At 52.8% G+C, this 22,414-nt stretch carries 20 protein-coding genes and 6 tRNA genes; 13 read left to right on the forward strand and 13 right to left on the reverse strand.

Annotation, left to right across the window (positions count from 1 at the left end; genetic code table 11):
* Positions 1–20 precede the first annotated feature (20 nt).
* The 3 genes from cysM to ACMHLI_RS09020 all read left to right on the forward strand — a co-directional run bounded on the left by cysM (position 21) and on the right by ACMHLI_RS09020 (position 3,019).
* On the forward strand, positions 21–905 hold the full coding sequence (cysM, locus tag ACMHLI_RS09010; protein ID WP_413529173.1) for a cysteine synthase CysM: 885 nt from the start codon (positions 21–23) through the stop codon (positions 903–905).
* A gap of 100 nt (positions 906–1,005) precedes the next feature.
* Positions 1,006–1,689 (forward strand): response regulator transcription factor, encoded by a 684-nt coding sequence (locus ACMHLI_RS09015; protein WP_112164964.1) that lies wholly within the window; start codon positions 1,006–1,008, stop codon positions 1,687–1,689.
* 4 nt (positions 1,690–1,693) lie between these two features.
* Positions 1,694–3,019, forward strand: a complete 1,326-nt coding sequence (locus ACMHLI_RS09020) for an ATP-binding protein (RefSeq protein ID WP_413529522.1) — start codon at positions 1,694–1,696, stop codon at positions 3,017–3,019.
* Between the two features lie 128 nt (positions 3,020–3,147).
* Here the strand turns inward: ACMHLI_RS09020 and crr are convergent, their stop codons facing one another.
* The 5 genes from crr to cysZ form a co-directional block, all read right to left on the reverse strand.
* Positions 3,148–3,657, reverse strand: a complete 510-nt coding sequence (gene crr / locus ACMHLI_RS09025; protein WP_056774079.1) for a PTS glucose transporter subunit IIA — start codon at positions 3,655–3,657, stop codon at positions 3,148–3,150.
* Between the two features lie 47 nt (positions 3,658–3,704).
* Positions 3,705–5,432 carry a phosphoenolpyruvate-protein phosphotransferase PtsI gene (gene ptsI, locus ACMHLI_RS09030; protein ID WP_413529174.1) on the reverse strand — a complete coding sequence of 576 codons (1,728 nt, stop codon included), beginning with the start codon at positions 5,430–5,432 and terminating at the stop codon, positions 3,705–3,707.
* Between the two features lie 50 nt (positions 5,433–5,482).
* Positions 5,483–5,740 (reverse strand): phosphocarrier protein Hpr, encoded by a 258-nt coding sequence (gene ptsH, locus ACMHLI_RS09035; protein ID WP_003038086.1) that lies wholly within the window; start codon positions 5,738–5,740, stop codon positions 5,483–5,485.
* Positions 5,741–6,139: 399 nt separating this feature from the next.
* Positions 6,140–7,105 carry a cysteine synthase A gene (cysK, locus tag ACMHLI_RS09040; RefSeq protein WP_413529175.1) on the reverse strand — a complete coding sequence of 322 codons (966 nt, stop codon included), beginning with the start codon at positions 7,103–7,105 and terminating at the stop codon, positions 6,140–6,142.
* 234 nt (positions 7,106–7,339) lie between these two features.
* A complete protein-coding gene (cysZ, locus tag ACMHLI_RS09045) occupies positions 7,340–8,125 on the reverse strand; it encodes a sulfate transporter CysZ (protein WP_413529176.1) in 786 nt (261 codons plus the stop codon).
* 223 nt (positions 8,126–8,348) lie between these two features.
* Here cysZ and zipA point away from each other — a divergent pair, with 223 nt between their 5' ends.
* The 3 genes from zipA (at position 8,349) to ACMHLI_RS09060 (ending at position 11,673) form a co-directional block, all read left to right on the forward strand.
* Entirely contained in the window at positions 8,349–9,335 is a 987-nt protein-coding gene (gene zipA, locus ACMHLI_RS09050) for a cell division protein ZipA (RefSeq protein WP_413529177.1), read from the forward strand.
* Between the two features lie 70 nt (positions 9,336–9,405).
* Entirely contained in the window at positions 9,406–11,427 is a 2,022-nt protein-coding gene (gene ligA / locus ACMHLI_RS09055; protein ID WP_413529178.1) for an NAD-dependent DNA ligase LigA, read from the forward strand.
* Between the two features lie 3 nt (positions 11,428–11,430).
* Positions 11,431–11,673, forward strand: coding sequence for a DUF3820 family protein (locus tag ACMHLI_RS09060; RefSeq protein ID WP_056774102.1), 243 nt, complete (start codon positions 11,431–11,433; stop codon positions 11,671–11,673).
* Positions 11,674–11,724: 51 nt separating this feature from the next.
* On the opposite strand, the gene ACMHLI_RS09065 is transcribed toward ACMHLI_RS09060, so the two are convergent.
* Positions 11,725–12,717 carry a bile acid:sodium symporter family protein gene (locus ACMHLI_RS09065; RefSeq protein WP_413529179.1) on the reverse strand — a complete coding sequence of 331 codons (993 nt, stop codon included), beginning with the start codon at positions 12,715–12,717 and terminating at the stop codon, positions 11,725–11,727.
* A gap of 100 nt (positions 12,718–12,817) precedes the next feature.
* Between ACMHLI_RS09065 and ACMHLI_RS09070 the strand changes: the two genes are divergently transcribed.
* Complete coding sequence (locus ACMHLI_RS09070) at positions 12,818–13,744, forward strand: LysR substrate-binding domain-containing protein (RefSeq protein ID WP_413529180.1); 927 nt, start codon at positions 12,818–12,820, stop codon at positions 13,742–13,744.
* A gap of 32 nt (positions 13,745–13,776) precedes the next feature.
* On the opposite strand, the gene ACMHLI_RS09075 is transcribed toward ACMHLI_RS09070, so the two are convergent.
* On the reverse strand, positions 13,777–14,118 hold the full coding sequence (locus ACMHLI_RS09075; protein ID WP_413529181.1) for a FlxA-like family protein: 342 nt from the start codon (positions 14,116–14,118) through the stop codon (positions 13,777–13,779).
* 102 nt (positions 14,119–14,220) lie between these two features.
* Positions 14,221–14,769: a nucleotidyltransferase family protein gene (locus ACMHLI_RS09080; RefSeq protein ID WP_413529523.1), complete on the reverse strand. Its 549-nt coding sequence runs from the start codon at positions 14,767–14,769 to the stop codon at positions 14,221–14,223.
* A 271-nt stretch (positions 14,770–15,040) separates the two neighbouring features.
* Here ACMHLI_RS09080 and eat point away from each other — a divergent pair, with 271 nt between their 5' ends.
* The 3 genes from eat to eutC are packed head-to-tail and all read left to right on the forward strand — an operon-like array spanning position 15,041 to position 18,670.
* Positions 15,041–16,450: an ethanolamine permease gene (gene eat, locus ACMHLI_RS09085; protein WP_413529182.1), complete on the forward strand. Its 1,410-nt coding sequence runs from the start codon at positions 15,041–15,043 to the stop codon at positions 16,448–16,450.
* 21 nt (positions 16,451–16,471) lie between these two features.
* Positions 16,472–17,854, forward strand: a complete 1,383-nt coding sequence (locus ACMHLI_RS09090) for an ethanolamine ammonia-lyase subunit EutB (RefSeq protein ID WP_413529183.1) — start codon at positions 16,472–16,474, stop codon at positions 17,852–17,854.
* A 30-nt stretch (positions 17,855–17,884) separates the two neighbouring features.
* Positions 17,885–18,670 (forward strand): ethanolamine ammonia-lyase subunit EutC, encoded by a 786-nt coding sequence (eutC, locus tag ACMHLI_RS09095; RefSeq protein WP_413529524.1) that lies wholly within the window; start codon positions 17,885–17,887, stop codon positions 18,668–18,670.
* 209 nt (positions 18,671–18,879) lie between these two features.
* Here eutC and ACMHLI_RS09100 read toward each other — a convergent pair.
* From ACMHLI_RS09100 to ACMHLI_RS09115, 4 genes are all read right to left on the reverse strand, one after another.
* Positions 18,880–18,955 (reverse strand) — tRNA-Lys (locus tag ACMHLI_RS09100).
* Between the two features lie 7 nt (positions 18,956–18,962).
* Positions 18,963–19,038: transfer RNA gene (locus tag ACMHLI_RS09105), tRNA-Val, on the reverse strand.
* Positions 19,039–19,081: 43 nt separating this feature from the next.
* Positions 19,082–19,157, reverse strand: a tRNA-Val gene (locus ACMHLI_RS09110).
* A gap of 44 nt (positions 19,158–19,201) precedes the next feature.
* Positions 19,202–19,277 (reverse strand) — tRNA-Val (locus ACMHLI_RS09115).
* Positions 19,278–19,540: 263 nt separating this feature from the next.
* On the opposite strand from ACMHLI_RS09115, the gene gltX reads away from it, so the two are divergent.
* Complete coding sequence (gltX, locus tag ACMHLI_RS09120; protein WP_413529184.1) at positions 19,541–20,959, forward strand: glutamate--tRNA ligase; 1,419 nt, start codon at positions 19,541–19,543, stop codon at positions 20,957–20,959.
* A gap of 73 nt (positions 20,960–21,032) precedes the next feature.
* Here the strand turns inward: gltX and ACMHLI_RS09125 are convergent, their stop codons facing one another.
* Entirely contained in the window at positions 21,033–21,824 is a 792-nt protein-coding gene (locus ACMHLI_RS09125; RefSeq protein ID WP_413529185.1) for a formate/nitrite transporter family protein, read from the reverse strand.
* 352 nt (positions 21,825–22,176) lie between these two features.
* On the opposite strand from ACMHLI_RS09125, the gene ACMHLI_RS09130 reads away from it, so the two are divergent.
* Together ACMHLI_RS09130 and ACMHLI_RS09135 are read left to right on the forward strand one after the other, a co-directional pair.
* Positions 22,177–22,252: transfer RNA gene (locus ACMHLI_RS09130), tRNA-Ala, on the forward strand.
* Positions 22,253–22,335: 83 nt separating this feature from the next.
* Positions 22,336–22,411, forward strand: a tRNA-Ala gene (locus tag ACMHLI_RS09135).
* Positions 22,412–22,414: the final 3 nt, after the last annotated feature.

Genomic DNA, 22,414 nt, shown 5'->3' on the forward strand with positions numbered 1-22,414 from the left:
TTTGATATAAGGCCAGCCCCGTGAGTACGCTCGAAAAATTTATCGGTAACACCCCTCTGGTGAGATTACAGCGCCTGACCAAAGGTCTGGACAGCGAGATTTGGGTCAAGCTGGAAGGCAATAACCCGGCCGGATCGGTAAAAGATCGTGCGGCACTGTTCATGATCGAGCAGGCGGAAAAGCGCGGAGAAATTCGCCCCGGCGATACGCTGATTGAAGCCACCAGCGGAAACACGGGAATTGCACTGGCTATGATTGCCGCACTGAAGGGCTACAAGCTGAAATTGCTGATGCCTGAAAACATGAGCCTCGAACGTCAGGCTTCAATGCGGGCTTACGGCGCAGAGTTGCTGTTGGTGAGCCGGGCGCAGGGGATGGAAGGCGCACGGGATCTGGCGCTGGACATGGAAAAGCAGGGGCAGGGCAAAGTGCTGGATCAGTTCAACAACCCGGACAATCCCCTGGCTCATTTCACCACCACCGGGCCGGAAATCTGGCAGCAAACTCACGGGCGCGTAACGCATTTCGTTTCCAGCATGGGCACCACCGGTACCATTACCGGCGTCAGCCGTTATTTGCGCACCCAAAGTGCGGGTGTCACGATTGTCGGCCTGCAACCTTCCGAGGGAAGCAGTATTCCGGGTATTCGCCGCTGGCCGAAGGAATATCTGCCGGGCATTTTCAAACCTGAACTGGTCGATGAAGTTATGGACATGGGCCAAACTGAGGCCGAAGATACCATGCGCGCACTGGCGCGTGATGAAGGTATTTTCTGTGGCGTCAGCTCCGGCGGTGCCGTGGCGGGGGCACTACGTGTGGCAAAAAGCCACCCTGGTAGCGTGGTCGTGGCCATTATCTGCGATCGCGGCGATCGCTATCTATCGACTGGCGTTTTTGATCTCTGATCCTATATTCATCTGTAGAATGTAAAATTAGAGTAAAAGCGGCTGCGCAATGCAGGCTTAGTGGTAAAAATGACCAGAATTTTAGCCAGGCGGAAAAATAATGAAAATTTTGTTAGTCGATGACGATCTCGAATTAGGCACCATGCTCAGCGAATACCTTATTGCCGAAGGCTTTGACGCTTCTCTGGTGCTGACCGGGAAGGCCGGGGTGGAGGGGGCCATGTCTGGCGAGTATACCGCGATGATCCTCGACATTATGTTGCCGGACATGAGCGGTATTGATGTACTGCGTCAGGTGCGTAAAAACAGCCGTCTGCCGATCATCATGTTGACCGCCAAAGGCGACAACATCGATCGCGTCATTGGTCTGGAAATGGGCGCGGATGACTACATGCCGAAGCCGTGCTATCCACGGGAGCTGGTCGCCCGTCTGCGTGCCGTGCTGCGTCGGGTAGAAGAACAGCAGGAATCACACTCAGATTCCTCATCGGTCAACTACGGAGATCTGACGCTCAATCCTGCCACCCGCAGCAGCGAATGGCGCGGTGTGCCTTTTGATCTGACCGCTTCCGAATTCAACTTGCTTGAGCTGCTGTTACGTTCCCCGGAGCGTGTTGTGTCCAAAGATGAATTGTCCGAAAAAGGTCTGGGGCGTCCGCGTGAAGCATACGACCGCAGCATTGACGTGCATATCAGTAATATTCGTCAAAAACTGGGGTCACTGGATGGTGGTGATATTCTGACTATTGAGACGGTGCGCAGTATTGGTTACCGGATCCGATAAACGTATGCGCGGAAGGTTGTTCTGGAAAATCCTCTTAGGATTTTGGTTTACTTTCGTTGCCATCACCCAGGGTCTTTGGGTGGTATTCGCCTTCTATAATCCGCATGAACCGCCGGAAAGTGGTATCGCACGGCGTTTTGTTAAGTTGCAAATCAACTCGGCCGTCTCGATGCTGCACACCGGTGGAATGCCCGCGCTCAATGACATGATGGCCAACTGGCCGGAAAGCGATCGCAAACTCTTCTCGGTCACCGCTTCACTGCTGCCCGCTAAGGGGAGTGGCGTCCAGGATCTGGAACCGGGCAAAATTCCCCATGAAGTCGTCGAATTTGTTCAGGGACCGGACGGACAAGGCTATCGCCTGCGTTACGACGTGCAGGGGCTGATGCATGAGTACCGGCCAAAACGTCACAGAGATCTGCTGAACATGCCGCCGCCGCTGTTGTGGCTCGGCGGGCTGGGCGGATTGCTGTTCAGCGCCGTGCTGGCGTGGAACCTGACACGGCCGATGCTGCAAATGCGTAAAGCGTTTGGACGCGTGGCGCAGGGTGACTTGTCTGTGCGGCTGTTCTCCAGTATGGGGAAACGTCATGACGAGCTTTCTGAAGTGGCGCGTGATTTCGATTCTATGGCGGAACGTTTACAGGTGCTGGTGAAAGCGCGCGAAGAACTGCTGCACGATGTGTCGCATGAGCTGCGTTCGCCGCTGGCCCGATTGCAGCTGGCGATTGGTCTGGCGCGGCAGAATCCGTCGAACGTGGAAACGTCTCTGAGCCGCATAGAGCATGAAGCAGGGCGCCTGGATAAGATGATCGGTGAACTCCTTGCGCTGTCGCGAACAGAAAGCAGCGAAATTCCTGACGAAGAATATTTCGATCTGTTCGGGCTGGTCGAAGCGGTGGTCAATGATGCACGTTATGAAGCGCAGTTACCGGGTGTGGAAATTGCTATGCATCCTGAAACACCGGATGACGCGGATTACACTGTGAAAGGGAACGCGGAGTTGATGCGTCGTGCAGTTGATAATGTGGTACGTAACGCGTTGCGTTTCTCAGCGCGCGGCCAGACGATTACCGTTTCGCTGGCGCATTTTGAAGACTTTTTGCAGATTGAAGTAGCCGATCAGGGGCCGGGTGTGGAAGAAGACAAGCTCTCGAGCATCTTTGACCCGTTCGTTCGCGTGAAGTCGCCGTTGTCAGGCAAAGGTTACGGGCTGGGGCTGGCAATCACCCGTAAAGTGATGGTGGCGCACGAAGGTAAAGTCGATGCCCGAAATGCACAGCCGCACGGCCTGGTGATTAGTCTCCAGGTTCCGCACTGGAAAATCTGATCTCCCGTCATAATTCACGCTGCAGATGCGTTTGACGCCTTCCTGATGTTCGAATTATTTTGGGGGAGAGATATTTTGGGCAATAAAAAACGGCGCCTTAGCGCCGTTTTTCTTTATCGCTGAGCGATTTACTTCTTGATGCGGATGATTGGGGTTTCGCCCACAGTCACGCTACCAGTCAGTTTAATCAGCTCTTTGATCTCGTCCATGTTAGAGATGACAACCGGAGTCAGGGTAGACTTCGCTTTCTCTTCCAGCAGAGCCAGATCAAACTCGATAATCAAATCACCTTTCTTCACACGTTGGCCTTCTTCAGCGATGCGTTTGAAGCCTTCGCCTTTCAGTTCCACCGTATCGATACCGAAGTGAACAAACAGTTCGATGCCACTGTCGGATTCGATTGAGAAAGCATGGTTAGTTTCAAAGATTTTACCGATAGTGCCGTCAACCGGAGCAACCATTTTGTTGCCAGTTGGTTTGATTGCAATACCGTCGCCGACGATTTTCTCAGCGAAAACAACGTCTGGCACATCTTCAATGTTGACAATTTCACCAGAGATTGGCGCTACGATTTCAATAGTGCCAACGTCTTTTTTATCATCAGAAACCAATGATTTCAGTTTATCGAACAAACCCATGATCTTCTCCTAAGCATTAGTTTGGGCAGCTTTACAGCATCGCGCAATTAGCAGAGTGTTTTTTCTTCAATGAACTTGTTAACCAGGTTCATCAACTCTTGCGCCGTAGGTTGAGCCAGAGCCTCATCTGCCAGCGCTTTCACATCTTCGAAGTTTGTATTGCGAATAATTTTCTTGATGCGTGGGATTGAGATAGCACTCATGCTGAACTCGTCTAATCCCATGCCCAATAGAAGAAGTGTAGCACGTTCGTCACCGGCTAGCTCGCCGCACATCCCCGTCCATTTACCGGCAGCATGAGATGCGTCAATAACTTGCTTGATTAAACCAAGCACAGACGGAGACATTGGGTTGTAAAGATGAGAGATCAGCTCGTTACCGCGATCCACAGCCAAAGTATACTGGGTAAGATCGTTTGTACCAATACTGAAGAAATCGACTTCTTTTGCCAGATGGTGAGCAATCACGGCAGCCGCCGGTGTTTCAACCATCACGCCAACTTCGATGGTTTCATCGAATGCCTGGCCTTTCTCGCGCAGCTGAACTTTCAGCATCTCGAGTTCTGCTTTCAGTTCACGCACTTCTTCTACAGAAATGATCATCGGGAACATGATGCGCAGTTTACCGAAAGCAGAAGCACGCAGGATCCCTTTCAGCTGGTCGTGAAGAATTTCTTTACGGTCCAGACAGATACGGATTGCACGCCAGCCCAGGAACGGGTTTTCTTCTTTTGGCAGATTCATGTACGGCAGGTCTTTATCACCGCCGATGTCCATGGTACGCACGATAACAGCTTGTGAACCCATCGCTTCAGCAACGGCTTTATAGGCCTGGAATTGCTCTTCTTCGGTAGGCAGGCTGTCACGATCCATGAACAAGAATTCAGTACGATACAGGCCGACACCTTCAGCGCCGTTGCGCTCTGCACCGGCGACATCACGCACGGTACCGATGTTGGCACAGACTTCAACCTGATGACCGTCCAGTGTAATGGCCGGCAAGTCTTTCAGTTTAGTCAGTTCGTCTTTTTCAGAGATGTACTGGTTCTGAACCGCTTTCAGCTCGTCAATAATATCGGCCGTCGGGTTGACGTAGATTTTATTGTTTACGGCGTCGAGGATCAGATAGTCATCATTTTTGACTTGTTTGGTCACGTCGCTGGTACCCACGATAGCAGGCAGTTCCAGTGAGCGGGCCATGATTGAGGTGTGAGAAGTACGGCCACCCAAATCAGTAATGAAGCCGAGTACCTTGTTCAGGTTCAGCTGTGCTGTTTCTGAAGGTGTCAGATCGGTCGCAACCAGAATGACTTCGTCCTGGATGGAGCTCAGATCGACAATCGCCATGTCCAGAATGTTGCGCAGAAGACGCTTACCGATATCACGCACGTCAGCCGCACGTTCTTTCAGGTACTCATCATCAAGCTCTTCCAGGGCTTTCGCCTGGCCTTCAATGACAGAGAAAGCAGCTGCGTCAGCAGAGGCATGCTCGTCTTTGATGAGGGCTATGATTTCCTGCTCAAGTTCTTCGTCTTCCAACAACATGATGTGGCCTTCGAAGATGGCTTCTTTCTCTTCACCGAAGGTCTCACCGGCTTTGGTCTTGATCACTTCCAACTGGGCGGACGCTTTCGCACGGCCAGTGAGGAAACGTTCAACTTCCTGATCAACGTGATCGGGAGAGATTTTTTTCCGGTTGATGACAATTTCATCTTCTTTCAACAGAAGTGCTTTGCCGAAAGCGATACCGGGAGATACTAAAATGCCTGAAATCATAACCCTACCTTTCTCTTGACTGGTTTAAACGATATAAGAGCGGCTTGTTGTTACTCGAGCTCTGCCATCAGTTTTACCAAGTGTTCAACGGCTTTCTGCTCGTCTTCACCTTCAGCTGAGAGGGTCACAACGGTACCTTGGGTCAGGCCCAAAGTTTGCAGTTTGAACAGACTTTTAGCACTGGCGCTTTTACCGTTAGAAGTCACGGTAATGTCAGAAGTGAAACCTTTCGCTTCTTTCACGAATTGTGCTGCAGGGCGAGTGTGCAGACCATTTGGTGCAGTGATAGTAACTTCTTGCTGGAACATTGTTGTTTCCCCAACTTATTAAAGTAATGTTGTGGAGCTAAAGTTTAGCGTATTAGCTTCACTTTGGCCTGAGAGAATCGCGCCTGACTATGTTTCAGGGGCTGGTTCTGATGCAACAGAAAAGAGAAAATACCGCACTCTGCGACAAAACTCTTTGCCCTAGATCTAGGCTTTCCTGTATCACCCCATTATGCCGTCTTTTTCCCTCATGTAACAAATCGGTAAATCGATTCAGCGGGAGGCAGGATGGAAGTGATTAATTTCGCGCACCGAAATAATTGTCCGGTTAAATACTAAAACTGGCGGGTAAAATCAATGACAGAGTGGTGTAAAGTTTGACGTAGCCCACAAAAAAGCACCCATTAAGGTGCTTTTTTGAGCGTTTTTAGCGATGTAGCATTATTGTTGCAATTCTTTTTCAGTGAATAAATCAGCAAACAATGCGGTACTCAGATAGCGTTCACCAGAGGACGGTAAAATCACGACGATGGTTTTATCAGCAAAGTCCGCTTCTTCGGACAATTTAACCGCAGCAGCTACTGCGGCACCGGAAGAAATCCCGGCCAGAATCCCTTCTTCTTCCATCAGACGGCGTGCCATTTGAATGGATTCGTCATTTGTGATCAACGTCACACGGTCCAGCAGGTCTAAATCAAGATTACCCGGAATAAAGCCGGCACCGATGCCCTGAATTTTATGCGGGCCCGGTTTCACTTCTTCGCCGTTCAGCGTCTGGGTGATAACAGGGGAGTCCGTAGGCTCAACGGCTACCAGCGTCACGCTGCTTTTTTTGCTTTTCAGATAACGGCCCGTGCCGGTGATGGTACCGCCGGTGCCAACGCCTGCGATCAGCACGTCCACGTCGCCGTCGGTATCTTCCCAGATTTCAGGACCGGTAGTTTGTTCGTGGATGGCCGGGTTCGCCGGATTACTGAACTGCTGAAGAATCAAATAACGCTGCGGATCGCTGGCCTGAATTTCTTCAGCTTTAGCAATCGCGCCTTTCATGCCTTTCGCGCCTTCGGTCAGTACCAGATTGGCGCCAAGCGCTTTGAGCAGTTTACGACGTTCAACGCTCATGGTTTCCGGCATGGTCAGCGTCAGCTTGTAACCGCGCGCGGCCGCGACGTACGCCAGTGCGATGCCGGTGTTGCCGCTGGTCGGTTCCACCAGTTCGATATCTTTGGTCAGGATGCCGCGTTTTTCGGCGTCCCAAATCATGTTGGCACCGATACGGCACTTCACGCTGAAGCTCGGGTTACGCGACTCGACCTTAGCCAGGATCCGACCATTACCGATGCGGTTCAGGCGAACCAGTGGCGTATGGCCGATTGTTAATGAATTGTCTTCATAGATCTTGCTCATAACCCGTCCTTTAACTGTATGAAATATCCACGGTGTGAAGCTTTCAACACTATGAAATTAGTGGGAATCAGAAAAGCATACGCGAACGGCTTTTCCAGTGAAGTAAGCTTTTGGTATTTGGTATATCGATAGGTTATTAAGAAATAAGTTTGAGAAGCAAAAGTCAAGCTAAGCCAACAGCCGCATAACGCGGCTGTTGCGATAAAAAGCAATAAAAACAAATCCCGGCGGCGCTTATCCCCGTGTCGGGTTGATGTCCAGATTATTTCTGACGTACACCGAACGGTAGCGGTCGCACCACATCGCCGTTGCGCCACACACCGCCACCGGCAAGATCACCAGATTCAATACCGGTATCATCGTAAACAGGCTGACCAGCGCGCCGAACTGCATGTTATCGATGCGGTTTTTGCCGAGCGACCGGCGCATGTCGGCAAAACTCACTTTATGATTATCAAAAGGATAGTCGCAGTATTGGATAACGACCATCCAGGCGCTGAACAGGAACCACATCACCGGCGCGGCGGTTTGCCCTATCACCGGAATGAAGTACAACGCAAACAGCACCAGCGCGCGCGGAATGTAATACGCCAGCTTTTGCCACTCGCGTTTCATGATGCGCGGCAGGTCTTTCATGATGTCCCAGATGCCGGTATCCGGCGGTGCTTTTCCGGTCAGCCGCGCTTCGAGCTGTTCTGAGAGCAAGCCGCTGAACGGGGCGGCGATCAGGTTGGCAATCGTGCTGAAGAAATAGCTAAATACCAGTACCACAGAAATTACCGCAACCGGCCAGATCAGATAATCCAGCCAGCTTAGCCAGCCGGGCACGCGGCTCATCATCGCCGGGATCCATTCCCCAAGCTTTGTGAACAACCACCAAAAGGCACCGCCCATCAGAATGATGTTGACCGCGAGGGGTAAAATCACAAAACGTCGTATTCCGGATAAGGAAATGAGCGTCCAGCCCTGTTTGAAATAATGCACACCGTTATGGGTTGCGGCGTTTCGCGATGAAGTCATAAAAGAAATTTTCTCTCTGAGTTGAATGACATGGACTATCATATCGGTATGATTTTCTACTGGCTAGCCGCGTATTGGCTGAAAAAGCAGCAAAAAAAGGTGCAACTATGATGTTTATTACCAGAAAGTAGTGTCCAGACTTGCACTTATCTACGTGGGCAAATAGAGTTAAACATGTATATGTTTGCCGTGGTGGCAATGAATTAGAACAACAGAGATAGCAATGATGCAGGATTTGCGTCTGATATTAATCGTTGTTGGCGCGATCGCCATAATAGCGTTGTTATTGCACGGTTTGTGGACCAGCCGTAAAGAACGCTCTTCGCTGTTTCGCGATCGTCCAGCTAAACGTATGAAAAAAGAACGGGACCCGTCTCCGTCTGACGATTTTGTCGATGGAGTGGGAGAGGTGCGCGTGCGTCCTGCTCATTCTCAGGACGAGCCGACTTTTGGTCAGTACGATGAACCAGAACAGTCTGCACCGCCACGTCAGCCGCAGGCACCCCCTGCGCAGCCAGCGCCTGTTGCACGTGTGCAGCAGCCTGCTCAGCCTCAACATCATGCCGTGCAAGAGGATCCGTTGTTAAGCGGGTATTCTGCTGCTGAACCTGAAACCGGATCCCGCCGTGAACCTGCGGTTGATTTCGCCCCTTCAGCGCCACAGAGAGCGCAGGCTCCGGTTCCTCCGCAGGAAATTCATGCGGACGCAGCACCTGCGGCAAAAGCAGAGCCTCAACCCTCACCGTTTGCCCCTGCTGAGCCAGAAGCGCCGGCAGAAAAAGCCAAACTGAAAGAGACGGTTCTGGTGCTGCATGTTGCAGCGCATCAGGGGGGGGGGATTGGCGGTGAAGTGTTGCTTAACAGCGTGCTTCAGTCCGGCTTCCAGTTCGGTGCCATGAATATTTTCCATCGTCATGTCAGCCCTGCAGGCAGTGGCCCTGTGCTGTTTAGTCTGGCAAATATGGTCAAACCGGGTTCTTTCGATCCTGACAATATGTCCGACTTCTCGACGCCTGGGATTACGTTGTTCATGATGGTGCCTTGCTACGGCGATGCGCATCAGAACTTCAAACTGCTCTTGCAGTCTGCACAACGTATTGCAGACGATGTCGGTGCGATGGTGCTCGACGATGAGCGTCGTATGATTACGCCGCAGAAGCTCGAAACCTATAAAGCGCGGATCCGTGAGGTCCTCGAGGCAACTGCCTGACTCAGGCAGTTGTGACATCCTCCTTTTCAAGACCCCCGCTTGCGGGGGTTTTTTATCTCCACGGTGAGTCATGGCCACTATCGAAGAACAAATCAATCATTTACGCACTCAGTTGAATCACCATGAGTATCAATACCATGTCATGGATGATCCTCAAATTCCAGATGTTGAATACGATCGCTTAATGCAACAACTGATCCAACTTGAAAACGAAAACCCAAGTCTCGTGACAAGAGACTCTCCTACTCAAAGGGTAGGCGCCCAGCCCTTAAAGTCGTTCAATTCTGTCGATCATGTTCTACCAATGCTTTCGCTAGACAGTGTGTTCACTGAGGAAGACTTTATTGCTTTTTATCAGAGAGTTAAAGAGCGTTTGGATACTGCTCGTGAAGTAAGTTTTTGCTGTGAATTGAAACTTGATGGAGTTGCAGTCAACCTATTGTATGTCAATGGGTGGCTCGAAAAAGCAGCGACGCGCGGAAATGGCATCACTGGCGAAGATATTACAACAAATGTTCGCACCCTTAAGTCAGTCCCATTAAGATTATTTACTGCGAATCCCCCAGAAAAGATCGAAATACGAGGGGAAATAATCATGAGGCAAAAAGAGTTCGAACATTTAAATGAGACAGCCCGGAAAAATGGTACTAAGTCTTTTGCTAATCCCAGAAATGCAGCAGCAGGGTCATTACGCCAATTGGACTCCTCAATAACTCATGATAGAAAGCTATTTCTATTCTGCTATGGAGTAGGGAGTGTCGAGGGAGGGAGTTTACCCAATAGCCATTTCGAAAGATTACAACTTTTGAAAGAATGGCGTTTACCTGTTAACCAGTATGTAAAAGTAGAAAAAAGTTGTGATGGTGTCATTGAATATTATAGAGAAATAGAAAAAATACGCCCTGAGCTAGGGTTTGATATTGATGGCGTTGTTATTAAAATTGACGACATCTCTTTACAAAATTCGCTGGGCTTCGTGGCGCGAGCACCGCGCTGGGCGACGGCGTTTAAATTCCCGGCGCAGGAACAAATCACGCTGGTAAAAGACGTCGAGTTTCAGGTTGGCCGTACTGGTGCGATTACGCCGGTGGCGCGTCTGGAACCGGTGCTGGTCGCCGGTGTGATGGTCAGCAATGCAACCCTGCACAACGCCGATGAAATCGAACGCCTCGGTTTGCGCATTGGTGACACGGTGATTGTCCGCCGTGCTGGTGACGTGATCCCGCAGGTCGTCGGGGTGGTAATGGACGAACGCCCGGAAAATGCCCGTGAAGTCGTGTTTCCGACACATTGTCCGGTGTGTAATTCCGACGTCGAGCGTGTGGAAGGCGAAGCGGTGGCCCGCTGTACCGGCGGTCTGATCTGCGGTGCGCAACGCAAAGAAGCGTTAAAGCATTTTGTTTCCCGCCGCGCACTGGATGTTGACGGCATGGGCGATAAAATTATCGATCAGCTGGTGGAAAAAGAGTACGTCAAGAATCCGGCGGATCTGTTCCGCCTGACGGCCGGCAAACTCACCGGTCTGGATCGCATGGGGCCGAAATCCGCACAGAACGTCGTGAATGCGCTGGAAAAAGCCAAAGAAACCACGCTCGCGCGTTTCCTGTATGCGCTCGGTATTCGCGAAGTGGGTGAAGCGACGGCGGCCAATCTGGCGGCGCATTACGGTTCTGTAGAGGCGCTGAAAGCGGCGGATATTGATTCTCTTAAAACCGTGCCGGATGTCGGTGACGTGGTGGCGAAGCACGTGGTGAATTTCCTGTCGGAAGAGCATAACCAGCAGGTGATCGACGAGCTTCTCAGTCCGGAAATCAACATTCACTGGCCCGAAGTGCAAGTGATTGTACCTGAGGAAATCGACAGCCCGTTCTCCGGTAAAACTGTGGTGCTGACCGGTTCTCTGTCTGTCCTCTCGCGCGATGAGGCCAAAGACCGCCTGACGGCGCTGGGAGCGAAAGTCTCCGGCAGCGTATCGAAAAAAACCGATCTGGTGATCGCCGGAGAAGCGGCCGGATCCAAACTGACGAAAGCGCAGGAGCTGGGAATTGCCGTTATCGACGAAGCGGAGATGATCCGCCTGCTGGGTGAATAAGCGATGGAAAAAGAAGATCTTATCCAAATCGCCAACATGGTGATGCCGTTTGGCAAATATGCCGGGCGGGTGCTGATTGACCTGCCGGAAGAGTATTTGCTGTGGTTCGCCCGCAAGGATGAATTTCCGCAGGGCAAACTCGGTGAGCTGATGCAGCTGACGTTGACCATCAAAAGCGAAGGGCTGCAAAGCCTGATTAATCCGCTGCGTCGCAACGGGCCAGGTTTAGGCGGCACTGACGATTAACGTCAGCCCCAATAATGAAGAAAGGCGCGGATATCAGCGCCTTTTCTGTTTCTAAGAGTCTGTCACCGGCTCCTTTTTCAGCACCATTTCCTGCTTTTTCTTCTGATACCTTTTCGCCAGCACCGCACAGGTCATCAGCTGAACCTGATGGAAGATCATCAGCGGCAGCACCATCATGCCAATCGCGCTGACCGGGAATAGAATATTGGCCATCGGAATACCGTTCGCCAGACTTTTCTTCGAGCCGCAGAACACAATGGTGATTTCATCCGGTTTACTGAATCCCATCCAGCGCGCCATGTAAGTATTGATAACCAGAATCAGCGCCAGCAGAACCAGGCTGACCACCACGATAAACAGCAACGATCCGATGCCCACCTGATGCCAGATCCCCTGCGTGACGGCTTCGCTGAATGCCGAATACACCACCAGCAAAATTGATGTCTGGTCGGTTTTGCCGATCATTTTGCGGTGACGTTCTACAAACCCGCCAATCAGCGGTCGCAGAAGATGCCCGGCAATAAACGGTACCAGCAGCTGCAGGACGATGTGCCCGACCTGCTCCAAACCGTTACCGGTTGTACCCTGGACGTGCATCAGCAGGCTGACCAGAAGCGGTGACACAAAAATTCCCAACAGGCTCGAGGCCGAGGCACTGCAGACCGCTGCGGCGACGTTTCCGCCCGCCAGTGAGGTGAAGGCGATTGCCGATTGTACGGTCGCAGGCAGAATACACAGATAGACGAAACCGCTGTAAATCTGCGGGCTGACGTCCACCGGATGCCACCACTGAAACAGCAGCCCGAGCACCGGGAACAAAATGAAGGTGCTGAACATCACCCACAGATGCAGCCGCCAGTTATTGCTGCCCTGAAAAATCGCCTCACGGGAAAGCTTGGCGCCGTGCATAAAAAACAGCAGGCCGATGGCGAAGATGGTCAGATTATTGAAGAACGCAACGAACATGCCGCTGGCCGGGAAAAATGTCGCCAGCAGCACGGTGGCAATCAGCGTAAGGGTAAAGCGATCGGGTAAGAAGCGCATGAGCATATCTCAGATTTGTAATCATATCGTGAGCGCTATTCTGAGCGACTGCGATACAATTAAAAAATTGATTTATTTAATCCATTAATGCGGAAAATTCATGAATTACTCCCTCAGACAGCTTCGCGTGTTTGTCGCCGTTTCACGCCACGGCAGCTTCAGTCGCGCGGGCGAGGCTATCGGCCTGAGTCAGTCGGCGGTCAGCCACAGCATGAAAGAGCTGGAAGTGGAGATGGGTGTGCGGCTGCTCGATCGCACCACGCGCGAAGTGGCACTGACCGATGCTGGCCGTCGTCTGGCAAATCGTGTAGAACCGCTGCTGGATGAATTGCACGCCATGCTGCTCGATACCCGCAGTTTCGGTACGCAGCACAATGGCCGCGTGCGAATTGCGTCCAGTCAGACCATTTCTGCCCAACTGATGCCGCAATGCATCGCCAGCGGTGAACAGCTTTACCCCGAAATCCGTATTTTACTGCGCGATCAGGCGCAACAGCTGGTACTGAACAGCGTGCGGAATGCCGAAGTGGATTTCGGTATTGTGATCGATCCCGGTGAAAATACCGATCTCGACTGCGAGCCGGTGTTGCATGAACCTTTTCTGCTGATGTGCCGGGAAGATCATCCGTTCGCCCGTCAGACATCTGTGAAATGGCAGGCTCTAAACGGCTGCAAACTTGTGTTACAGGATTATGCCTCGGGTAGCCGCATACTGATTGATAGCGCGCTGAAATCGCAGGGCGTGAAGGCGGAAATTGCCCAGGAAATCGGGCATACCGCCACGCTGTTTCCGATGGTGGAAGCCGGGATCGGCATCAGCGTATTTCCGGCGCTGGCGCTGCCCGTTCCGCAGGGCAGCAGGCTGGCGATCAGGCCCCTGGAGCCGGAAATCAACCGCGTGCTGATGCTGGCAAAGCGCAAGAACCGTTCGCTGTCGCCGGCCGCGCAGGCCATCTGGCAGGTGGTGAAAGATCAGGCGTTAATACTGAGTGAAAAACGCAGCCAGCAGGGCGTGTTCAAACCCTGACACCATGCCGGCTGTTTCAGGCTGAAAGTCGGTTAAACGTAAATATCAATCGCATTGGTATCGGTCGGCTTATTCACGCCTTCCTCTTTTTTGATGTCAGTGGCTGCTTCAGCTTTTTGCTGCTGCTCCAGCGCTTTCTCCGCCTGCTGCTGCTGGATTTGTGCGATCTGTTGCTGCAGCATTTCGATTTGCTGCTGCAACAGTTCCTGCTGCTGTTTCACGTCTTCAGAGTCGCCGCCTGAATTGCTCAGATTCTTGACCTGTTCGGTCAGTTTCTGGATCTGTTTAGTCAACTGTGCAATCTGACTGCTGCTGCCCGCATCACTGCTTGAAGACGAACTCACTGCACTGCCGGTGGCACTGATAGTGCTCATAATAGCCTCGCTTAGTGTGAATAAATTTTGCACGTAAGGGTGCTTAAGCGTTATCGGCGGCGATTGGCCCGGCTTTATTGTTTTTGCATATTCCTTACAGTGTTAACGCATTTCTTGTACTTCAAGCCTTGGCCACAGTCTCAGCCAGCCTTTATTGCTCACGCGTTCAGCAAATACTGCCGGGATCGCGTGGCGCGGATTTGGCGTGATAGTTAAGTGGAACAGATTCTCCAGCCCGAGCGGGGCGTTCAGTTCGATCTGTCCCTCAGCATTCATTCGCGCGCCAATGGCGGTTTCCACTTCTACCCAGTAACTGATGGCCTGCGCGCTGCAAGTGTAAGGCGCATGGCCGTGACGTTCATGCATTCGAGCCTGATTCTTCACTGACCACGGCAGTTCAGGCGCGGCTGCACGCAAACGCTGCTCTAACCGCTCATCTGTCGCCACGGAACACTCAGCCGGATTGAAATACACCACGTCGATATCGTTGAGTGGTGTGGTGTGCGGATAGCCATGCAGCCGGTCCCACACCAGATTGCGTACAAAACCCGCCGCCAGCCACGCATCGTTCAGCCCCAGTTTTTGCACTTCATTCAGCGCCCGCAGATGCATCGGTTCGTCGCTGAGCCAGGTGATAATTTGCTGCTCCATCTCTTTCACGCACGGTTCTCCTCAGGAATGGGATCTCATTGTAGCCAAACTTGATGACAGCGCGTCAACGCACCGTTTCGGATTTTGCTGCAACCCGGACGCGCCAAAATGAAGCAAACCACCCGGCTGAAAGGTGTCAGGCCGCATGTTTGCTGGATTGGTTAAGTGGTACAGCCTTTGCAGGATGGGTCATACCGCAGAAAAATAGGGCAGAGCTGCGGCAGTCTCTTTTCCAACAAAAATTGAGTTATCACCGGGCAGGGGATCACACATGCAAACCACGAAAGTCACTCCCGTATTAAAGCGGACGCTGGGCAGTTTTAAACTCTGGGGCATCGCCGTCGGGCTGGTCATCTCCGGCGAGTATTTTGGCTGGAGCTACGGCTGGGCGCAGGCCGGTACGCTGGGCTTTCTTATCACCGCACTGGTGATTGCCGCCATGTATTGCGCCTTTATTTTCAGCTTTACCGAACTCACCACCTCAATTCCTCATGCGGGCGGGCCTTTTGCCTACGCCTATCGCGCCTTCGGGCCGACGGGGGGATTCGTCGCGGGATTCGCCACGCTGGTGGAATTTGTTTTTGCGCCACCGGCGATTGCGATGGCTATAGGTGCTTATCTCAACGTGCAGTTTCCTTCCATCGAACCGAAATGGGTGGCAGTCGGCGCGTACATTGTTTTCATGGTACTGAATATTCTTGGCGTCAGCATTGCCGCGACATTTGAACTGCTGGTGACGTTGCTGGCGATTTTTGAACTGCTGGTATTTATGGGCGTGGTTGCACCGGGCTTCCAGATGTCAAACTTCATGCACGGAGGCTGGGCCGGCAGCGATACGTTCAGCCCGGCGGCGTTCTCCGGCATCTTTGCGGCGATCCCTTTTGCCATCTGGTTTTTCCTGGCCATTGAAGGCGCATCAATGGCCGCTGAAGAAGCCAAAGATCCGCAGCGCACCATTCCGAAAGCCTTTATCGGCGGGATCCTGACGCTCACCGTGCTGGCGCTGGGCGTGATGTTATTTGCCGGCGGTGTGGGCGACTGGACCAAATTGTCGAATATCAACGATCCGTTACCTCAGGCGATGAAACTGATTGTCGGCAGCAACAGCGGCTGGCTGCATATGCTGGTCTGGCTGGGGCTGTTCGGACTGATTGCGTCTTTCCACGGCATCATCATGGGCTATTCCCGTCAGATATTTGCGCTGGCGCGAGCAGGGTATCTGCCCAAACGGCTGGCGACGGTGAATGCACGTTTCCAGACTCCGCATCTGGGCATTATCGCCGGTGGCGTGGTAGGCATTGCGGCGATTTTCTCGGATTCACTGATCGTGATCGGCGGACAGCCGCTGACCGCGAATATCGTGACCATGTCGGTGTTTGGTGCGATTGTGATGTACATCATTTCGATGGCGGCGTTGTTCAAACTGCGCCGCAGCGAGCCGAATCTGATCCGGCCATTCCGTGCGCCACTCTATCCTTTTGCACCGGCGCTGGCTCTGGTGCTGGCGGTGGTGTGCCTGGGGGCTATGATCTATTACAACACACTGCTGTTTTTGATCTTTGCCGCCATGATGCTGCTGGCCTACGCCTGGTTCCTGCTGACACATCAGGCGCGTACCGATGCAGCGGAAGACCCGCAGTTACGTGGACTGCGACCGGCATCGGCCAAAATTGGCAAATAACCCGGTTCGCTAAGGAGCGTTATGTTTCAAACCACATTGAGCCATCGCAGCTACCGGTTTAAGGATTTACGTGAGCTGATGGCAAAAGCATCCCCCGCGAGGTCGGGGGATTATCTTGCTGAAGTGGCGGCGACCAGCGCGGAAGAGCGGATGGCGGCAAAAATGGCGCTGGCCGACGTCCCGCTGAAAACCTTCCTGCAACAGCTGCTGGTGCCGTATGAAGATGATGAAGTCACGCGGCTGATTATCGATACCCACGACGTCGCGGCATTTGCCGCGATTTCACATCTCACCGTGGGGGATTTTCGTGACTGGCTGCTGAGCGAAAAAACGGACAGCGCGGTACTGGCGGCGGTCGCGTGGGGAATTACACCGGAAATGGCGGCGGCAGTCAGCAAGCTGATGCGCAATCAGGATCTGATTCTGGTCGCTAAAAAATGCCGGGTGATCACTCAATTTCGCAACACCATCGGCCTGCCGGGGCACATGAGCGTGCGCCTTCAACCGAATCATCCGACGGACAACTTGCAGGGCATCGCCGCCAGTATGCTCGACGGCTTGCTTTACGGTTCAGGCGACGCGGTTATCGGCATCAATCCGGCCAGCGACAGCCTGCCGCTGCTGGAAAATCTCAACTACATGCTCGATGACATCATCACGCGCTTTGAAATCCCCACGCAGTCCTGCGTGCTGACTCACGTCACCAATACCATCAAACTGGTGGAACGCGGCGCGCCGGTCGATCTGGTGTTTCAGTCGATCGCAGGAACGGAGGCCGCCAACAGCGGGTTTGGCATCAATCTGGCGCTGCTGGAGGAGGCGCAACAGGCGGCGCTGAGCCTGAAACGCGGGACGCTTGGCGATAACGTGATGTATTTCGAAACCGGGCAGGGGAGCTGTTTGTCTGCCAATGCGCATTTCGGTGTCGATCAGCAAACCTGTGAAGCGCGCGCTTATGCCATCGCCCGACGATTCTCGCCGCTGCTGATCAATACGGTAGTTGGCTTTATCGGGCCGGAATATCTCTATGACGGCAAGCAAATCATCCGCGCCGGGTTGGAGGACCATTTCTGCGGGAAACTGCTGGGCGTGCCGCTGGGCTGCGATGTGTGTTACACCAACCATGCCGAAGCCGATCAGGACGATATGGACACATTGCTGACGCTGCTGGGCACCGCCGGGCTGACGTTCCTGATTGGCGTGCCTGGCGCGGATGACATCATGCTGAACTATCAGAGTACGTCGTTCCACGACGCGTTATATATCCGCGAGCTGCTGGGGCTTAAACACGCGCCGGAATTTGCCGTCTGGCTGGAGAAAATGAAAATTATTGATCCGCAGGGTGTATTGCAGGATACCCGCGCGTCGCATCCGTTACTGCGTCAGTTGCCGCAATTAAGCTGAGGAAAGCCTGTGACCGATAAAGACAAATGGCTGTCGCCGCTGGTCCATAACAATCCGTGGGAAACGCTGCGGCAGTTTACCGCGGCGCGCATTGCGCTGGGGCGAACCGGCTCTAGTCTGCCGACGGATGAACTGCTGCGTTTCGGATTAGCCCATGCGCAGGCGCGTGACGCCGTGCATCAGCCTTTCGACAGTGATGCGCTGGAAACCGAACTTCATCAGATGGGGTTGGAAACGCTGACCGTCGCCAGTGCTGCGCCGGACAGGGCAACTTATCTGTGCCGTCCGGATCTGGGGCGCAAACTTTCCGAAGAAAGCCGTGAGTCGCTACAAAGCTTCGCGCTGAAGCCGTCGGATATCGTGCTGGTCGTTGCTGACGGATTATCTTCCAAAGCCGTTCATCGTCAGGCCGTGCCGCTGATTAAAGCGCTGCTGCCGTATTTGACGGCGCTGGAGCTGACGTTAGGGCCGGTGGTTCTGGCGCATCAGTCCCGCGTGGCGCTGGGGGATGATATTGCGCAGCTGATGAAAGCAAAGGCAGTGGCGATTTTGATCGGCGAACGTCCGGGATTGTCCTCACCCGACAGTTTAGGCATCTACATGACCTGGGGGCCGCATACCAAAAGGCTGGAGTCGGAGCGCAATTGTATTTCGAACGTGCGACCGGAAGGCCTGGATTACCCGCAGGCCGCGTTTAAGCTCGCCTGGTTGCTGGAACAATCTTTCCACCGGCAGCTGTCCGGCGTGAATCTGAAAGACGAAAGCGATAATCCGGCGCTGCACAATAAAGTGGTGCCGATGTTTACCCTGAAGTAGGAAGGAGGAGATATTAGCACCAGCAGCGGGTTCGCCTCCGTCACGGGGTGATTTCGAATTTCACATACGAAAAAAGCGCCAAAAGGCGCTTTTCTCTCTTCTTTATCAATAAAGAGTGGTGGGCCGTGCTGGATTGATTCGGCCTCCATCACGGGGTGATTCCGAATTTCACATACGAAAAAAGCGCCAAAAGGCGCTTTTCTCTGAATTGGTGGGCCGTGCTGGATTCGAACCAGCGACCAATTGATTAAAAGTCAACTGCTCTACCAACTGAGCTAACGGCCCGCAGAAGTGGTGGGCGATGACGGGTTCGAACCGCCGACCCCCTCCGTGTAAAGGAGATGCTCTACCAACTGAGCTAATCGCCCACTTCTGGGTACTCCACAACGTAAGTCAGAAACTGCTGAGAAATGGTGGGCGATGACGGGTTCGAACCGCCGACCCCCTCCGTGTAAAGGAGATGCTCTACCAACTGAGCTAATCGCCCATTTCTCATTCCTGCTTACTATCACAACGCGTCCACTCTAAGAGTGGTGGGCGATGACGGGTTCGAACCGCCGACCCCCTCCGTGTAAAGGAGATGCTCTACCAACTGAGCTAATCGCCCCCGTCGTGATGGAGTCGCATTATAGGGATACTTGAAATTACGTCAACGCTTTTTAAAAACAAAAATGATCGTTCGGCTTATTTTTAGACAACATGACGTGTTTCTCGCCCGCGTAGTCGATTCTTTACGCATTCATGGTCTTAAACCGGTCGCCTTACCCTGTATCGGCGTTGAGGATTCAGGGCAGAGTGGTAGAATGTCAGCCACTTTTTGTTAATTGATAGCAGCGTTTCGTAGCGTTGCATGATTAAGGTTGCACCCGGATGAAAATCAAAACCCGTTTTGCCCCAAGCCCGACCGGCTATCTGCACGTCGGTGGCGCCCGTACCGCACTCTATTCCTGGCTCTTTGCCCGCAACCTTGGCGGTGAGTTTGTGCTGCGTATCGAAGACACCGATCTCGAGCGTTCCACTCAGGAAGCGATCGACGCGATTATGGATGGCATGAACTGGCTGAATCTGGACTGGGATGAAGGCCCGTATTTCCAGACCAAACGTTTTGACCGCTATAACAGCGTGATTGACGAAATGCTGGAAAACGGTACCGCCTATAAATGCTACTGTTCTAAAGAACGTCTGGAAGAGCTGCGTGAGCATCAGATGGCGAATAACGAAAAGCCTCGTTATGACGGCCGTTGCCGCGATAGCCACGAACATCACGCCGCTGATGAGCCGTGCGTCGTGCGTTTTCGTAACCCGCAGGAAGGTTCTGTTATCTTTGATGATCAGATCCGTGGGCCGATTGAATTTAGCAACGACGAACTGGACGACCTGATCATCCGCCGCACCGACGGTTCTCCTACTTATAATTTCTGCGTCGTGGTCGATGACTGGGATATGGAAATTACCCACGTTATCCGTGGCGAAGACCATATCAACAACACCCCGCGTCAGATCAACATCCTGAAAGCACTGGGCGCACCAGTACCGGTTTACGCGCACGTTTCCATGATTCTGGGTGACGATGGCAAAAAACTGTCCAAGCGTCATGGTGCGGTCGGCGTGATGCAGTATCGCGATGATGGTTATCTGCCGGAAGCGCTGCTGAACTATCTGGTTCGTCTGGGCTGGTCTCATGGCGATCAGGAAATCTTCAGTCGCGATGAAATGAAAGCGCTGTTCTCACTGGAAAACGTCAGCAAGTCTGCGAGTGCGTTTAACACTGAAAAACTGCAATGGCTGAACCATCACTACATCAACTCGATGGACCCGCAATATGTCGCAACGCACCTGTTGTGGCACGTAGAGCAGGCTGGTATCGAAACCCGCAACGGCCCGCAGCTGTTTGAAATCGTGACCCTGCTGGGCGAGCGTTGCAAGACCCTGAAAGAAATGGCGGAATCCTGCCGTTACTTCTACGAAGATTTTGCAGAGTTTGATGCCGATGCGGCGAAGAAACACCTGCGTCCGGTTGCCCGTCAGCCGCTGGAAGTGGTTCGCGCTAAACTGGCTGCCATCACTGACTGGACGGCTGAAAACATTCACCATGCCATTCAGGGCACGGCGGATGAGCTGGAAGTGGGGATGGGTAAAGTCGGCATGCCGCTGCGCGTAGCCGTCACCGGCGCGGGCCAGTCTCCTGGTGTGGACGTCACCGTTCACGCTATCGGGCAGAGCCGTGTGCTGGCGCGTATCGATATGGCGCTGGCTTTTATTGCTGAGCGTGAAACGCAACAGCAGTAATTCCATCGTTCAGACGTAAAAAAAGCCAGCCGGTTTCCCGCGCTGGCTTTTTTATTACGTTAAAGGACGAGGATTAACGTTGTTCGGTCGCAGGCGCGGCCACGGTAGGGCGGTAAGCCAGAAAATACATCAGACCGACAAAGCCCGCACCGCCGACCGCGTTACCGAGGAATACGGCAACGAAGTTCGGGAAGTACTGAGACCAGCTCAGCGCACCGGCAAAAATCGCGGCAGGAATGATGAACATGTTTGCCACCACGTGCTGGAAGCCGATCGCCACGAATGCCATCACCGGGAACCACATCCCGATCACTTTACCGCCCAGTTCTTTACTGGCGAAAGCCAGCCAGATCGCCAGACACACCAGCCAGTTGCAGCCGATGCCAGAAATGAACGCGTGCATAAAATCGGCGTTCACTTTCGCAGTCGCAGTGGCCACCGTTTTGCTCAGGAATACGCCTTCGGTCAGCCCCAACACATGGCCGAAAAAGTACGCCACGGCCAGGCTGCCCAGCAGGTTAGCCAGTGTGACCCAGAACCAGTTACGCAGCACGGCGAACAGGCTTATCTGACGGGCGAACCAGGCAATCGGTAAGGTCATCATATTTCCGGTCAGCAGTTCTCCCCCTGCTAAGACGGTCAGAATAATGCCGACCGGGAATACGGCCGCGCCCAACAGATTACTGAAAGAACCCCAGGATGCAGGTAACGTCCCTATTACGTGCAGATCCAGCAGGAAACCGGTGGCGATGAATGCGCCCGCCAGGAAACCCAAAATTAACAAATTCAACACGGAGGAATGGCTTTTATTAACGCCTGCCGTAACAGCGATGGATGCGATTTCTTTAGGTGAATACAAGGACATGAGATTGCTCGAAGTAATGGATTATGATTATTGCGCGAGCAGTCTATTCTGAGATTTCTCTCAAAACAAGGCGATTTTAATAGTCTGCTAACATTTCATTAATCATTAAATCCTGCTTGTTAAAGAAATGTGTAGGCTGATCATAAAGCTAGTCACAGTGCGGGCTGCCGGGGAGATGATAAAACAAAGCATCCTGCTGATTATTTGCTTAAGGGCAGAGGGTTTTTTCCAGCCAAATGGGGTATTTGGCGGCTTTTTCAGCGCTTGGTTACATAAACGGATTTAGCCGTTGACAGGGTAGACACGGTTTCATATCATGCGCCCCGTTCACCGGTTTTTACTGGTTTGAATTGGGGGTATAGCTCAGCTGGGAGAGCGCTTGCATGGCATGCAAGAGGTCAGCGGTTCGATCCCGCTTATCTCCACCAACTTCCTTTCCAGAGTCAGTTGGTCGTTTCCTCAAAGGGAAACAGAGATGTGAACGTGAAGTGAAAAAAGAAGTACCTCGTGTGGGGGTATAGCTCAGCTGGGAGAGCGCTTGCATGGCATGCAAGAGGTCAGCGGTTCGATCCCGCTTATCTCCACCAAAT

This window comes from Rahnella inusitata, assembly GCF_965118895.1.
In the GTDB taxonomy this organism is placed as follows: Bacteria; Pseudomonadota; Gammaproteobacteria; order Enterobacterales; family Enterobacteriaceae; genus Rahnella; species Rahnella inusitata_A.